Raw genomic sequence first — 13,386 nt, forward strand, 5'->3', positions numbered from 1 at the left:
TCTTGGCTGTCGACTGCCACGGACTACTGTTGAAGTGTTACCCATGCAACAGGAGCGGGTCGATGAGCAAGTCACTGATAGCCCTGGGGTTGTGCGGTCTGGCCGGCCTGGCCCAGGCCGCCGTGGTGGTCAAGGCGGTACCCTACGAGATCGACGGAGTCGCCTTCGAAGGGCGCCTGATCTACGACGACAGTGTCAGCACGGCGCGTCCCGGCCTGTTGATGGTGCCGGACTGGCTGGGGGTGGGCGAGAATGCCGAACAGCAGGCCGTGCTGGTCGCCGGCGATAGGTATGTGGTGTTCATGGCCGACATGTACGGCAAGGCGATACGTCCGACCAATGCCGAGGAGGCGGGGGCGGCGGCCGGCGCCGTGCGCGCCGACCGGGCGCTGATGCGCAAGCGTGCCCAAGCCGCGGTCGAGGTGTTCAAGGCGCAGGGCGATGAAGTGGCCCTGGACGCAGGCAGGCTGGGCGCCATCGGCTTCTGCTTCGGCGGCGGCTCGGTGCTGGAGCTGGCGCGCTCCGGTGCACCGCTGCGGGGCTTCGTCTCCTTCCACGGCAACCTGGACACGCCGAACCCTGCCGATGCGCAGAATATCCGGGCGCCGGTGCTGGTGTTGCATGGCGCGGACGATCCCTCGGTGCCGCCGGCCCAGGTCGGCGCCTTCATGGCCGAGATGAAGGCGGCGCAGGTGGACTGGCAGCTGATCAGCTATGGTGGCGCGGTGCATTCCTTCACCAACCCTCAGGCCAACAACCCGGAACGCAATCAGTACCACCCGCGGGTGGCGGCGCGGGCCTATCGAGCCATGAACGATCTGTTCGACGAGGTGTTCGCCACGGATTAGCCCTGCGGCAGTTCGATGCGTCTGGTCTCGCCCGGCACCTTGGGCCAGTCCCTGTCTTGCCAGCGCGCGCGGGCGCTGGCAATCAGCGCCGGGTCGCTGGCGACGAAGTTCCAGTACATGCGCCTGGCGCCCAGGGGCTGGCCGCCGATCATCACCAGGTGGCACTCGCCACAGGCGCTCAGGGTGAAGGTGCCGCCTGCGGGCAGGACGCTGAGACCGCGCAGGGGGAGGGGCAGGTCGTCCAGCAAGGCTTCGCCGTCGATCAGGTAGAGCGCACGCTCGGGATGCTCCGCCGGTATGGCCAGGCTGGCGCCGGCGGCCAAGCGGAGTTCGGCGTACAGGGTCGGCGAGTGCACCGGCACCGGGGATTCCAGGCAGAAGCCGGTGCCGGCGATCAGGCGGATTTCCACGCCCAGGGCCTGGCTATGGGGCAGGCCGTCGGCGCTATGGTGGCTGTAGCTCGGCTGGCACTGCTCCTCGCTCTCCGGCAGTGCCAGCCACATTTGCAGGCCGTGCAGGCGCGAGCCACTTTCACGCAGCGGCGCAGGGGTGCGCTCGACATGGGCGACGCCACGGCCGGCGGTCATCCAGCTGACCTCGCCGGGTTTGACCAGTTGATCCGAGCCGAGGCTGTCCCTGTGCTGTAGCCGGCCCTCGAACAGGTAGGTGAGGGTGGACAGGCCGATATGCGGATGCTGGTCGATGTTCAGGCCGCCGCCGGGCGGATAGTCGTGTTCCAGGATATGGTCGAAGAACACGAACGGCCCGACGCTGCGGCACTGGGCCGAGGGCAGCAGGCGCAGGATCGATTGGCCCCCGAGCACCTCCGGGCGTGCCCGGAGCAGGAGTGGAACGCTCATGGCGGTCCCCCGCAGGAGGGCTTGGTCGACTGGTTAGGGGCGGCTTTCATGGGGCCTCGCTCCGCTGCAGTTCGGCGCAGCGACAGGTGGTTGTCGCTGTCAGTATTGCCTATGGCGCCCCCGAAAGCAGCATGGTCGCGACCCTGTATCCGCGCCTCTACCAAGCAGATGTCGGCTTTCGCGGTGTTGGCGGGTGACTGAACTCGGCCTTGGCCGTCAGGGTCTATCCTGCTCGGATGCCGCGGAGGGCTCTTCCTTGTTTGTTATTCGATGCTGCGTGCTGTTGTTGGTCGTCACCGACGCCCAGGCGCGGGACTACCGTTTCAGCGACGCCCATCTGCACTACGTGGACTTCTTTCAGGAAAGCGCCGGCATGGACGAACTGCTGGCGGCCATGGCCGCCGGTGGGGTCGAGCATGCGATGCTCTCAGGCATTCCGGTGGCGAAGAAATGGCACGAGAACGAGCCGAAACGTCCCCGCTACTATGCCGGCGACGATGCCAATGCCTACTGGTACAGCGCCACCGATGTGCTGGTCGCCCATGCCTACAAGCGCCTTCCGCCCGCACAGCGCGAGCGTTTCCATCCCTTTCTCTCGGGTTTCAACCCCAACGACAAGAACTCGGACGCGCATATCCGGCGCATGCTGGAGCTGGACCCGGGCCTGTGGCAGGGCATAAGCGAGATATTCACCCGTCACGACGACCTCACCGCGCTGATACATGGCGACGTGCCGCGAGCCAACAACGAGGCGCTCGCACGGGTCTACCACCTCGCCGCGGAATACGACCTGCCGGTGATGCTGCATGCCAATATCACCTCCAAGCGCGAGCGCAACCCGCTGTACCTGGCGGAGATCGAAGAGCCGCTGCGCAATCATCCCCACGTGCGCTTCATCTGGGCCCATGCCGGTACCAGCATGGAGATCCACCGACACCAACAGAAGCTGGATTTCCTCCTGCCGACCCTGCGGCGCATGCTCGAGGAGTATCCGAACCTGTACATCGACCTGTCCTGGAGCGTGCTCAGGCCCTACCTGCTGGACCGGCAGGGCAGACCCGATGCCGAATGGCTGCAGTTGGTCAGCAGTTATCCGGCGCGTTTCATGCTGGGTTCCGACGTGGTGGGGCGCTTCGACAAGCTGGGCGACTACCTGCAAGGCTTCGCGCCCTTTCTCGACGCCCTGCCGGAGCCCGTGGCACGTCAGGTGGCTCGGGACAACTTCCTCGCCGTGCTGCCGCGGCGCGTCCGCGTCGGGGTGGCGGAATAACCCTGTCATCAGCCTGTCATTCAGGCGTCATAGGCTCGCGTCATCTCAACCAAGGAGCGAGTCATGCAATACACCCGTTTCAGTGCGCTGGCCGCACTCATGCTGATGACCGGACTGGTCCAGGCGCAGGTGCAAGTCGAGGGCGAGGTGGAGTATGGCATCTTCACGACCCCGTACCAGGACTTCGAACCGGGCGAGCGGGTGCTGACCCGCAACAATCAGGATATCCAGCGCACCGAGGTGATTCCGGCCAGGCTCGGCACCAAGTTCGGCCTGCGCTACCAGCTGAGCGGCAAAACGACCGAGGGGGCGCCCTTGACCCTGTTGTACCTCACGCCCGGGGTGACGACTCCCGAGGGTGTCCGCCATGACAAATTCGTGGTGACGCAGAAGCTGGTGCCCGGTGCGCCTCAGGATCTGATGGCGTTCGAGTTCAGCGAAGCCCACGAGATCGTTGCGGGGGAGTGGCACTTCATGGTGTTCCAGGATGACCGCAAACTGGCCGAGCAGCGCTTTCTGGTGCGCTGACGCAAGTGGCCCGGGACGGCAGGGAGAAAGCCCTGAAGCCTGTGCGATAGAAAGAAAAACGGCGCCTGCAGGCGCCGTTTCTCATCGACAGTAAGCTCCGTTTACTTGCCGGTCCAGCGCTTGAGCACCAGGGTGGCGTTGGTGCCGCCGAAGCCGAAGCTGTTGCTCATCACCGTGTCGATCTTGGCGTTCTCGACGGTCTTGAGCTGCACCGGCAGGTCGGCGACCTCGGGGTCGAGCTCCTCGATGTTGGCCGAGCCGGCGATGAAGTTGCCTTCCATCATCAGCATGCAGTAGATGGCTTCCTGCACGCCGGCGGCGCCCAGGGAGTGGCCGGACAGGCTCTTGGTCGAGCTGATCGCCGGCGCCTTGTCGCCGAACACCTCGCGTACCGCGCGGCTTTCCGCGACATCGCCGACCGGGGTCGAGGTGCCGTGGGTGTTCAGGTAGTCGACCGGCGTGTCGACCGTGGCCAGGGCTTGCTGCATGCAGCGCACCGCGCCTTCGCCGCTCGGTGCGACCATGTCGTAGCCGTCGGAGGTGGCGCCGTAGCCGACGATTTCCGCGTAGATCTTGGCGCCGCGCTTGAGTGCATGCTCCAGTTCCTCGACCACCACCATGCCGCCGCCGCCGGCGATGACGAAACCGTCACGCTTGGCGTCGTAGGCGCGCGAGGCCTTTTCCGGGCTCTCGTTGTACTGGGTGGAGAGGGCGCCCATGGCGTCGAACAGGAAGCTCTGGCTCCAGTGCTCTTCCTCGCCGCCGCCGGCGAAGACCATGTCCTGCTTGCCCAGTTGGATCTGTTCCATGGCCGTGCCGATGCAGTGGGCGCTGGTGGCGCAGGCCGAGGAGATCGAGTAGTTCACACCCTTGATCTTGAACGGGGTGGCCAGGCAGGCGGAAACGGTGCTGCCCATGGTGCGCGGCACGCGGTAGGGGCCGACGCGCTTGACGCCCTTCTCGCGCAGGATGTCCATGGCTTCCATCTGGTTGAAGGTGGAAGCGCCGCCGGAACCGGCGACCAGGCCGACGCGCGGGTTGGAAATCTCTTCGACACTGAGGCCGGCGTCGGCGATGGCCTGCTGCATCGACAGGTAGGCGAAGGCGGCGGCGTCGCCCATGAAGCGGTAGACCTTGCGGTCGATCAGCTCTTCCAGGTTCAGGTCGACGGAGCCGGATACCTGGCTGCGCAGGCCTTTCTCGGCGTATTCCGGGTTGAAACGAATGCCGCCGCGGCCAGCCCGCAGGTTGGCGGAGACGGTTTCTTTGTCATTGCCCAGGCAGGAAACGATGCCCAGACCGGTAATCACGACGCGACGCATGGAAAGTGTCCTTTAGAAACTGTCGGTGGAGGTGAACAGGCCGACGCGCAGGCCTTCGGCACTGTAGATCTCGCGGCCATCGACGCTGACGCTGCCATCGGCGATGGCCAGGATCAGCGAACGGGTGATGGTGCGCTTGATCTGGATGTTGTAGGTGACCTTCTTGGCGGTCGGCAGGACCTGGCCGAAGAACTTCACTTCGCCGGAGCCGAGGGCGCGGCCGCGGCCGGGGTTGCCCTGCCAGCCGAGGAAGAAGCCGACCAGCTGCCACATGGCATCGAGGCCCAGGCAGCCGGGCATTACCGGGTCGCCTTCGAAATGGCAGCCGAAGAACCACAGGTCCGGGGTGATATCGAGCTCGGCGACGATTTCGCCCTTGCCGTACTTGCCACCGCTGTCGCTGATGTGGGTGATGCGATCGATCATCAGCATGTTCGGCGCGGGCAGTTGCGCATTACCTGGGCCGAACAGTTCGCCGCGGCTGCAGCGCAACAGGTCTTCCCGGGTGAAGGCGTTTTGTTTGGTCATGCGAGCTCCTCAATAATCCCCACGCGCCAAGGCTGGGCAAGTCGTCCTGGCTGGCCGCGCTAAAGTCTGCGCCGGCCAGCAGCCTAGTCATAGACTGTTGCGATGTGCTGAAAGTCACAGCCTGTCGAGTACAGTTGTACTCTGCTGCGGGTTTGTTGTCACAGGCGCCCGACTTGCGTGCCTGTGACGGTATGCCGGGGCAGTTTAACAGTCCTGGCTGGCGACCGATGCCTGAACTGGCAGCCAGCGCTGCAATATCCGTTGCAGGTCGGCCCGTTTGAAGGGCTTTGCCAGGTAGTCGTTCATTCCGCATTCCAGGCAGGCATCGCGGTCACCCTGCAGGGCGTTGGCGGTGAGAGCGATGATCGGCAGGTTGCCCTGGCCGTCGAGTCGGCGAATCTGCCGGGTAGCCTCATAGCCATCCATGAGCGGCAGGCGGCAGTCCATCAGGATGGCCGCATAGGACTGTTGTCCGACACGGTGCAGCGCCTGGACGCCATCGCCGACCAGGTCGACCCGGTAGCCGAGGCTGCGCAGCATGGCTTCTATCACCGTTTGATTGACCGGGTTGTCCTCGACCAGCAGCACCCTCTGGTTCTGGCCGTGATAGTCCTCGGTCTCGGCGTTGGTCGGAGTGGGGCGGGACTGCAGCGAGAAGGGCAATGGCACCTCGAGGGTGAAGGTCGAGCCGTGCCCCTCCTGGCTTTCCGCGTGCAACATGCCGCCCATCCGTTCGGCCAGGGTGCGGGCGATGGGCAGGCCGAGGCCGGTTCCGCCGTAGCGGCGAGAGATGGTGCTGTCGGCCTGCTGGAAGGCATCGAACATGTGTTCCAGACGCTCCGGCGAGATGCCGATGCCGGTGTCATGAACGGCGCAGCTGAACCACAGTACTTGTCCATCCAGCGCCTGCCAGCGGGTTTCCACGCGGATACCGCCTCGTTCGGTGAACTTCAGGGCATTGCCGATCAGGTTGACCAGGATCTGGCGTATCCGTGTCGGGTCGCCCTGTACCTCCAACTGCTCCAGTCCGTCCTGGATGTCCAGCTCCAGCGCCAGCCCCATCTGCTGGGCACCATGCTGGAACGCCTGGGCCGAGCCCTGGATCAGTTCCAGCAGATTGAAAGAGATGCTCTCCAGCTCCAGTGCGCCGCGTTCGATGCGCGAGAAGTCGAGGATGTCGTTGATGACCTTCAACAGGTGCTCGGTGGATTCGGCGGCCAGCGCCGCATATTCGGCCTGCTCCCCGCTGAGTTCTGTCGTCTCCAGCAACTGCAGCATGCCCAGCACGCCATTCATCGGCGTGCGCAGTTCATGACTCATCATGGCCAGGAAGTCGGATTTGGCGCGGTTGGCCAGTTCCGCCTCTTCGCGGGCCTTGACCAGCAGGGCCATGGCCTGGCGTTGCTCCTGACTGGCACGATCCAGGCTACAGGCGAGCGCGTTGATGTGTTGGGCCAGTTCGCCGAGTTCGCCGGTCTCCAGGTTCGGCAGGCGTGTGTGGTAATCCCCGGCCTGAATCGCCGTGACTGCCGCGCCCACGGCGCTCAGCGGCGCGGACAGACGTCGGGCCAGGCGCCGGGCCAGGAGGAAGGTCAGGAGCAAGGCGAACAGGGCCAGGGTGGTCGCCTTCAGCAGCAGTGCCTGCTGGCGCTCGTTGAGTGCATCGCTGGACATGCCGACCAGGACGCGGCCGAGCGGTTCGCTCGGGGGGCTGGGCGAGTGGCTGGCGGCACGCTGGGAGATATCTTCGAGCAGGTCGACCCGCTGCAGGTGAATCGGTGCCTGGAAGACATCCACCGGACCGCTGGCCTGGCCTTGGCTGTTGGGCTGTTCGACGTAGACCAGAATATTGTCATGGCGGTCGCGCACCTCGAGAAAGCGCACGTGCGGCGTATCGAGGGTGGCTTGCAGCAGGGTGTCGAGCACTTCCCGGTTGCCCGAGATCACGCCGTACTCACTGGCCGGCGCCAGTTGGTTGGCGATCAGCTGGCCGGTGCGGTTGAGTTCCTGGCGCAGGTCCTGCAGACGCTCGAAGGTGAAGAAGCCGGTCAGCAGCAGGGTCAGCAGCAGGGCCGGCCCTACGCTGATCAGTTGCGTGCGGGTGTGGATGTCCCAGCCGCGGCGCAGGGTCATGGGCGGATTTCCCCGGCCACTGGGTGCGCCAGGCCGGAGGGCCGGGCCGACTCGCCAGCCCGTGGCCCGGGTGGTGGTCGATGGCCAACGGCGTCGGTGGCAGAGAGAAGGAAGGAGCTCGATGGAGGGGTGTTCACGCAACGGCCTTGTTCGCGTCTAAAGTGCGCATGTTAACCGAGCCGGCCGTCTTTTCCAGTCGCCCGGCGCCTGCTCGCTGCCATTTGTGCCGAGCGGTGCACAGCCTGATCGTGGTGGCTAAAAGCTGGCCGCGATGCCTCTGGCCCGTATAATGCGCGCAGATTGCCACCCCATAACCCACTACGGACTCGTTATGACTGAGCAGCACCCCATCGCCGTGCTCGGCGGCGGCAGCTTCGGCACCGCGTTGGCCAATCTGCTGGCGGAGAACGGTCGGCATGTCCTGCACTGGATGCGGGACCCGGAGCAGGTCGAGGCCATCCTGGCCACCCGCGAGAACCCGCGTTATCTCAAGGGCGTGAAGATTCATGCCGATGTCGAGCCCCTCAGCGATCTCGGCGCAGCATTGGGCGCCAGCCGACTGGTGTTCGTCGCGCTCCCTTCCAGCGCCCTGCGCCAGGCGTTGCAGCCAGTGGCCGAGCTGCTGGCGGGCAAGCTGCTGGTCAGCACCACCAAGGGCATCGAGGCACAGAGCTTCAAGCTGATGAGCCAGATTCTCGAGGAGATCGCCCCGCAGGCGCGCATCGGCGTGCTGTCCGGGCCGAACCTGGCGAAGGAGGTCGCCGAGCATGCGCTGACCGCCACGGTGATCGCCAGCGAGGATGAGGCCCTCTGCCAGCAGGTGCAGGCCGCGCTGCATGGTCGGACCTTTCGTGTCTACGCCAGTGGCGACCGGTTCGGCGTGGAGCTGGGCGGCGCCTTGAAGAACGTCTATGCCATCATGGCCGGCATGGCCGCGGCCCTGGGCATGGGCGAGAACACCAAGAGCATGCTGATCACCCGGGCGCTGGCGGAGATGACCCGCTTCGCCGTGCACCAGGGCGCCAACCCCATGACTTTCCTCGGCCTGGCCGGGGTCGGCGATCTGATCGTCACCTGTTCGTCGCCCAAGAGCCGCAACTACCAGGTCGGCTTCGCCCTGGGCGAAGGCCTGAGCCTGGAGGAGGCGGTCGAGCGCCTGGGCGAGGTGGCCGAAGGCGTCAACACCATCAAGGTGCTCAAGGCCAAGGCCGAGGAGCTGCAGGTCTACATGCCGCTGGTGACCGGCCTGCATGCCATCCTGTTCGAAGGGCGTACGCTGGAGCAGGTAATCGAGCTGCTGATGCGCGCCGAGCCGAAGACCGACGTCGACTTCATTTCCACTGCGGGCTTCTAGGTCTGCACCACTCAGGGAGATAGCCATGAGCGAAGAGAGTAAAGAGCTGGAGCGCGAATCCATTCTGCTGAGGATCCTCTGGATGGTGCTGTTCACCATCGTCTGGCAGCTGTCCGAGCTGGTGCTCGGCGCCGTGGTGCTGCTGCAGTTGGGCTATCGGCTGTTCTACGGCGCGCCGAATGCCAGCCTGCTCGGCTTCGGCGACAGCCTCAGCCAGTACCTGGCGCAGATCGGTCGTTTCGGTACCTTCAACAGCGACGACAAGCCGTGGCCGTTCTCCGATTGGCCGACGCCCAGGGCGCCGCAGGGCGAAGCCCCCCATGCCGTGCCGCCGGCCCCGCACCCGGTGCGCGACGAAGAACCGAAGTTGTGAGGGCAGGGCGATGAGGCTGTGGCTGCTGCGCCATGGCGAGGCCGAGCTGCAGGCGCCGAGCGATGCCGAGCGGGCGTTGACGGCCCATGGGCGCGAGGAGGTCGCGCAGGTGACGGTGCAGTTGCAGGGACGACCGCTCGCGACGATTCTCGCCAGCCCCTATGCGCGGGCACAGCAGACTGCGGCCCTGGTGCGCGATGCCCTGGGGTTCGCTGGCCCGCTGCTGACCGTGCCCTGGCTGACGCCCGACGGCGATCCGCGCCAGGTACTGGCGCAGCTGGATCGCTACGATGCCGGCGAACTCCTGCTGGTCAGCCACCAGCCCTTGGTCGGCGCCCTGGGCGGGCTGCTGATCCATGGTCATCGGCAACAGCCCCTGCCCATGCAGACCGCCAGCCTGGCCGAACTGGATGGCGAACTGTTGGCCGCCGGCAGCATGGATCTGCTCGCCCTGGTGCATCCCCGGCCCGACTGATGACCCCGATGCCTCGATACATTTCTTAACTTGCGGCTCCACTTTGTGCGTGGAATAGTCCGACCAAGCAATTGCTTGGTCGGCTCCACAAAAATAACAAAGGAGGAAGCCCCATGGTCGATGCTGTGCGTTTGCCGCTGGAGGTGTTTTACCAGCGCGAGGCCCTTCATCCGCACAAACGTTATCTGGTGCAGCCGTTGCCGGATGGCCAGCTGCAGGAGCTGAGTTGGGCGGAGGTCGGCGAGCAGGCGCGGCGTGCCGCCAGTTGGCTGCGCGCTCGGGAGCTGCCGCTCGGGAGCCGAATTGCCATCCTGTCGAAGAACTGTGCGCACTGGATAATCGCCGACCTGGCGATCTGGATGGCCGGGCATGTCTCGGTTCCGCTCTACCCCAACCTCACCGCCGAGTCGGTGCGCCAGGTGCTGGAACATTCCGAGGCGCAGTTGCTGCTCGTCGGTAAACTGGACGACTGGCCGAGCATGGCGCCGGGCGTTCCCGATACGCTGCCCAGCGTGGCCCTGCCGTTGCATCCCGAGGGCAGGTTCAGCCATCACTGGCAGGATCTCCAGGCCAGCGCGCCGATCCGCGACGACCCGCAGCCGCCGGCCGATCGGCTCGCCACCATCATCTACACCTCCGGCACCACCGGCGCACCGAAAGGGGTGATGCACAACTTCGGCAACTTCGGCTTCGCCGCCAACCAGGCCATCGAGCTGTTCGCCGTCGGCGAGGAGGATCGGGTGCTGTCCTACCTGCCGCTGTGCCATGTGGCCGAGCGGATGTTCGTCGAGCTGGCCTCGATTTATTCCGGGCAAACGGTCTTCTTCGCAGAGAGCCTGGAGACCTTCCTCGACGACCTGCGGCGCGCCCGGCCCACCGTGATCTTCGGCGTGCCGCGGATCTGGACCAAGTTCCAGATGGGCGTGTTCGGCAAGATGCCGGCCAAACGCCTGGATCTGCTGCTCGGTCTGCCGCTCATCGGTCGTCTGGTCGGCAGGAGAGTGCTCGCCGGTCTCGGGCTGGATGCGGTGCGCTATGCCTTGTCCGGCGCCGCGCCGGTGCCCGAGGCGCTACTGGGCTGGTATCGGCGCCTGGGGCTGGAGGTGCTGGAGATCTACGGCATGACCGAGAACTGCGGTTACTCCCACGTCGGTCGGCCGGGGCGCTTCAAGTCGGGCTGGATCGGCCACAGCAACCCCGGGGTCGAGGTGCGCATCGCCGCCGACGGCGAGGTGCAGGTGCGCAGCGGCGCGACCATGCAGGGCTACTACAAGGAGCCCGAGAAAACCGCCGATGCGCTCACGGTCGACGGCTTCCTGCGCACCGGCGACAAGGGGGAGCAGGATGCCGAGGGCAACCTGCGCCTGACCGGGCGGCTCAAGGAGATCTTCAAGACCAGCAAGGGCAAGTACGTGGCGCCGGCACCGATCGAGAATCGCCTGGCCGCGCATGCGCGCATCGAGCAGGTGTGCGTGGTCGGCGATGGCCTGCCGCAGCCGATGGCGCTGTGCGTGCTGTCCGAGGCCGGTCGCCAGGAGGCTACCAACGGCGCACGCGGGCTGCTGGAGGCTAGCCTCAGGGCGCTGCTCGAGGAGGTCAACGCGGCACTCGATCAGCATGAGCGCCTGCATGGGCTGGTGCTGGTCAAGGAGGTCTGGGCCGTGGACAACGGCTTCCTCACGCCGACCCTGAAGATCAAGCGCAACGTGGTCGAGGGGAGCTACGCCGGGCGATTCGTCGAATGGCTCGAGCGCGGCGAGGCGGTGCTCTGGCATGACTGAGTGCCATGCCCGCGGGCGACGCGACCTCGGGTCGCCCAAGGGCATGGTCACGCTGTACGGGGGCAGGCGCTAAGGCGGGTGGCCTGCATCCCGTGAAGTTTGGCCTTATTGGCGCCATTGGCTGGCGGGTTCGCCATTGCCGATGCCGCGGCCGTGTCGGACAATTCTCACGTTCCTCCGTAGAAGCTCGCGACCATGTCCCAGCCCGTATTCTTCGCCCATGCCAACGGCTTCCCTTCGGCCACCTACGGCAAGCTGTTCGCCGCTCTGGCCCCCGACTATGGAGTGCGGCACCTCGAGCTGCATGGCCACGACCCGCGCTTTCCGGTCAATGACAACTGGAGCAACCTGGTCGACGAGCTGGTCCATCACCTCGAAACAAGCGACGCGCCGGTCTGGGGAGTGGGGCACTCGCTCGGCGGAGTGCTGCACTACCATGCCGCGCTGCAGCGTCCCGACCTCTACCGTGGGCTGGTCATGCTCGATTCGCCGGTGCTGACCCGGGTCGACCGGATCGTCATCCGGGCGGCCAAGCACTTCGGCTTCATCGACCGCATCACCCCGGCCGGGCGCACGCTCGGGCGCCGCGAAGAGTTTGCCGACCTCGACGAGGCCCGTCGTTATTTCGCAGGCAAGGCGCTGTTTCGGCGCTTCGATCCGGAATGCCTGGACGCCTATGTGCGTCATGGCCTGCACAGCAATGGCGCAAGGCTGCGCCTGCGCTTCGATCCCGCCACGGAAATCAGCATCTACCGCAGCGTGCCGCATACCAGCCCGGGGCGACCGCAGCAGCTGCAGGTGCCTTTGGCCCTGGTGCGCGGGCGCCATAGCCGTGTGGTGCTGCCGCATCATGCGCGGCTGGTGCGCCGGGTGCCCAGGGGCGAGTATCTGATCCTGCCCGGCGGGCATATGTTTCCCCTGGAGCGGCCACAGGAGACTGCCCAGCTGCTCAGGTCGCTGTTCGAGCGTTGGGATGGCCAGCGCAGCCGGGAGGCATCCGCATGAGTCCGGCATTCGAGGAAGTACGCCTGCGCCTGCCGCACATCGAACTGGCGGCACATCTCTATGGCCCGGCGGACGGCGTACCGGTCATCGCCCTGCACGGCTGGCTGGACAATGCCGCGAGCTTTGCCCGGCTGGCGCCGAAGTTGCCGGGGCTGCGCATCGTCGCGCTGGACTTCGCCGGCCACGGTCATTCCGATCATCGTCCAGCGGGAGCCGGCTACGCGATCTGGGAGTACGTGCACGATGTCCTGCAGGTGGCCGAGCAGTTCGGCTGGCAGCGTTTCTCCCTGCTGGGCCATTCCATGGGGGCGATCGTCTCGGTGCTGCTGGCCGGGGCGTTGCCGGAGCGGGTGGCGCGTCTGGCGCTGATCGATGGGCTGATTCCCTACACCGGCGAGGCCGAAGACGCACCGCAGCGCCTGGGCGAGGCGCTCAAGGCGCAGATGGCCCTGGCCGGCAAGCGCAAGCCGGTCTACGCCGAGTTCTCCCGGGCGGTCGAGGCGCGTATGCGTGGGGTCGGCGCGGTCAGCCGCGAGGCCGCCGAGTTGCTTGCCCAGCGCGGCTTGATGCCGGTGCCCGGTGGCTATACTTGGCGTACCGACAGCCGCCTGACCCTGCCGTCGCCGCTGCGCCTGACCCAGGCCCATGCCATGGCCTTCGTCCAGCGACTGCAGTGTCCGGTCGATCTGGTGCTGGCGGAGCAGGGCATGTTGGCTGCGCAGCCACGTTTCGCCGAGCTGCTCGATGGTCGGCCGATCACCCTCAATCGGCTGCCGGGCGGTCATCACCTGCATCTGGATGACGAGGTCGGCGCACAGCTGGTAGCAGACTGTTTCAAAGCTTTCTTGCGCTCGCCTTGACTTGCTGAAGGCAACTGGGGAAAGGTGTGGCCGATTGCCATGGAGATTC

13 protein-coding genes are annotated in these 13,386 nt (G+C 66.0%); 9 read left to right on the forward strand and 4 right to left on the reverse strand.

Annotated elements, in window-relative coordinates; translation table 11 throughout:
• Positions 1–62: 62 nt before the first annotated feature.
• On the forward strand, positions 63–848 hold the full coding sequence (locus SBP02_RS09735; RefSeq protein WP_318646184.1) for a dienelactone hydrolase family protein: 786 nt from the start codon (positions 63–65) through the stop codon (positions 846–848).
• Here SBP02_RS09735 and SBP02_RS09740 read toward each other — a convergent pair.
• Positions 845–1,708 (reverse strand): pirin family protein, encoded by an 864-nt coding sequence (locus SBP02_RS09740; RefSeq protein WP_318646185.1) that lies wholly within the window; start codon positions 1,706–1,708, stop codon positions 845–847. The genes SBP02_RS09735 and SBP02_RS09740 overlap by 4 nt on opposite strands.
• Before the next feature lie 256 nt (positions 1,709–1,964).
• Between SBP02_RS09740 and SBP02_RS09745 the strand changes: the two genes are divergently transcribed.
• Both SBP02_RS09745 and SBP02_RS09750 read left to right on the forward strand, forming a co-directional pair.
• The gene (locus SBP02_RS09745) at positions 1,965–2,978 is read left to right on the forward strand and encodes an amidohydrolase family protein (protein ID WP_318646186.1); all 1,014 of its coding nucleotides are present in this window, start codon (positions 1,965–1,967) and stop codon (positions 2,976–2,978) included.
• Positions 2,979–3,041: 63 nt separating this feature from the next.
• Complete coding sequence (locus tag SBP02_RS09750) at positions 3,042–3,506, forward strand: DUF3859 domain-containing protein (RefSeq protein ID WP_318646187.1); 465 nt, start codon at positions 3,042–3,044, stop codon at positions 3,504–3,506.
• Positions 3,507–3,607: 101 nt separating this feature from the next.
• Here SBP02_RS09750 and fabB read toward each other — a convergent pair whose 3' ends face one another.
• The 3 genes from fabB to SBP02_RS09765 all read right to left on the reverse strand — a co-directional run bounded on the left by fabB (position 3,608) and on the right by SBP02_RS09765 (position 7,489).
• Positions 3,608–4,828, reverse strand: a complete 1,221-nt coding sequence (gene fabB, locus SBP02_RS09755; RefSeq protein WP_318646188.1) for a beta-ketoacyl-ACP synthase I — start codon at positions 4,826–4,828, stop codon at positions 3,608–3,610.
• Between the two features lie 12 nt (positions 4,829–4,840).
• Positions 4,841–5,356 carry a 3-hydroxyacyl-[acyl-carrier-protein] dehydratase FabA gene (gene fabA / locus SBP02_RS09760; RefSeq protein WP_318646189.1) on the reverse strand — a complete coding sequence of 172 codons (516 nt, stop codon included), beginning with the start codon at positions 5,354–5,356 and terminating at the stop codon, positions 4,841–4,843.
• 204 nt (positions 5,357–5,560) lie between these two features.
• On the reverse strand, positions 5,561–7,489 hold the full coding sequence (locus tag SBP02_RS09765) for an ATP-binding protein (protein WP_318646190.1): 1,929 nt from the start codon (positions 7,487–7,489) through the stop codon (positions 5,561–5,563).
• A 331-nt stretch (positions 7,490–7,820) separates the two neighbouring features.
• On the opposite strand from SBP02_RS09765, the gene SBP02_RS09770 reads away from it, so the two are divergent.
• The 6 genes from SBP02_RS09770 to SBP02_RS09795 all read left to right on the forward strand — a co-directional run bounded on the left by SBP02_RS09770 (position 7,821) and on the right by SBP02_RS09795 (position 13,337).
• Positions 7,821–8,843, forward strand: a complete 1,023-nt coding sequence (locus SBP02_RS09770; protein ID WP_318646191.1) for an NAD(P)H-dependent glycerol-3-phosphate dehydrogenase — start codon at positions 7,821–7,823, stop codon at positions 8,841–8,843.
• 25 nt (positions 8,844–8,868) lie between these two features.
• Positions 8,869–9,216: a DUF4389 domain-containing protein gene (locus SBP02_RS09775; RefSeq protein WP_318646192.1), complete on the forward strand. Its 348-nt coding sequence runs from the start codon at positions 8,869–8,871 to the stop codon at positions 9,214–9,216.
• A 10-nt stretch (positions 9,217–9,226) separates the two neighbouring features.
• The gene (sixA, locus tag SBP02_RS09780) at positions 9,227–9,691 is read left to right on the forward strand and encodes a phosphohistidine phosphatase SixA (RefSeq protein ID WP_318646193.1); all 465 of its coding nucleotides are present in this window, start codon (positions 9,227–9,229) and stop codon (positions 9,689–9,691) included.
• 113 nt (positions 9,692–9,804) lie between these two features.
• Positions 9,805–11,472, forward strand: coding sequence for an AMP-binding protein (locus SBP02_RS09785; protein WP_318646194.1), 1,668 nt, complete (start codon positions 9,805–9,807; stop codon positions 11,470–11,472).
• Positions 11,473–11,667: 195 nt separating this feature from the next.
• Positions 11,668–12,477 (forward strand): alpha/beta fold hydrolase, encoded by an 810-nt coding sequence (locus tag SBP02_RS09790; RefSeq protein WP_318646195.1) that lies wholly within the window; start codon positions 11,668–11,670, stop codon positions 12,475–12,477.
• Positions 12,474–13,337: an alpha/beta hydrolase gene (locus tag SBP02_RS09795; RefSeq protein WP_318646196.1), complete on the forward strand. Its 864-nt coding sequence runs from the start codon at positions 12,474–12,476 to the stop codon at positions 13,335–13,337. Before SBP02_RS09790 ends, SBP02_RS09795 begins: the two co-directional genes overlap by 4 nt.
• Positions 13,338–13,386: the final 49 nt, after the last annotated feature.

Source organism: Pseudomonas benzenivorans, from assembly GCF_033547155.1.
Taxonomy (GTDB): domain Bacteria; phylum Pseudomonadota; class Gammaproteobacteria; order Pseudomonadales; family Pseudomonadaceae; genus Aquipseudomonas; species Aquipseudomonas benzenivorans_B.

Excerpts from the sequence above, each read along its gene's own strand:
- SBP02_RS09735 (WP_318646184.1), top strand. The coding sequence starts at position 63 with ATGAGCAAGTCACTGATAGCCCTGGGGTTGTGCGGTCTGGCCGGCCTG.
- SBP02_RS09740 (WP_318646185.1), bottom strand. The coding sequence starts at position 1,708 with ATGAGCGTTCCACTCCTGCTCCGGGCACGCCCGGAGGTGCTCGGGGGC.
- SBP02_RS09750 (WP_318646187.1), top strand. The coding sequence starts at position 3,042 with ATGCAATACACCCGTTTCAGTGCGCTGGCCGCACTCATGCTGATGACC.
- fabB (WP_318646188.1), bottom strand. The coding sequence starts at position 4,828 with ATGCGTCGCGTCGTGATTACCGGTCTGGGCATCGTTTCCTGCCTGGGC.
- fabA (WP_318646189.1), bottom strand. The coding sequence starts at position 5,356 with ATGACCAAACAAAACGCCTTCACCCGGGAAGACCTGTTGCGCTGCAGC.
- SBP02_RS09765 (WP_318646190.1), bottom strand. The coding sequence starts at position 7,489 with ATGACCCTGCGCCGCGGCTGGGACATCCACACCCGCACGCAACTGATC.
- SBP02_RS09770 (WP_318646191.1), top strand. The coding sequence starts at position 7,821 with ATGACTGAGCAGCACCCCATCGCCGTGCTCGGCGGCGGCAGCTTCGGC.
- SBP02_RS09775 (WP_318646192.1), top strand. The coding sequence starts at position 8,869 with ATGAGCGAAGAGAGTAAAGAGCTGGAGCGCGAATCCATTCTGCTGAGG.
- sixA (WP_318646193.1), top strand. The coding sequence starts at position 9,227 with ATGAGGCTGTGGCTGCTGCGCCATGGCGAGGCCGAGCTGCAGGCGCCG.
- SBP02_RS09785 (WP_318646194.1), top strand. The coding sequence starts at position 9,805 with ATGGTCGATGCTGTGCGTTTGCCGCTGGAGGTGTTTTACCAGCGCGAG.
- SBP02_RS09790 (WP_318646195.1), top strand. The coding sequence starts at position 11,668 with ATGTCCCAGCCCGTATTCTTCGCCCATGCCAACGGCTTCCCTTCGGCC.
- SBP02_RS09795 (WP_318646196.1), top strand. The coding sequence starts at position 12,474 with ATGAGTCCGGCATTCGAGGAAGTACGCCTGCGCCTGCCGCACATCGAA.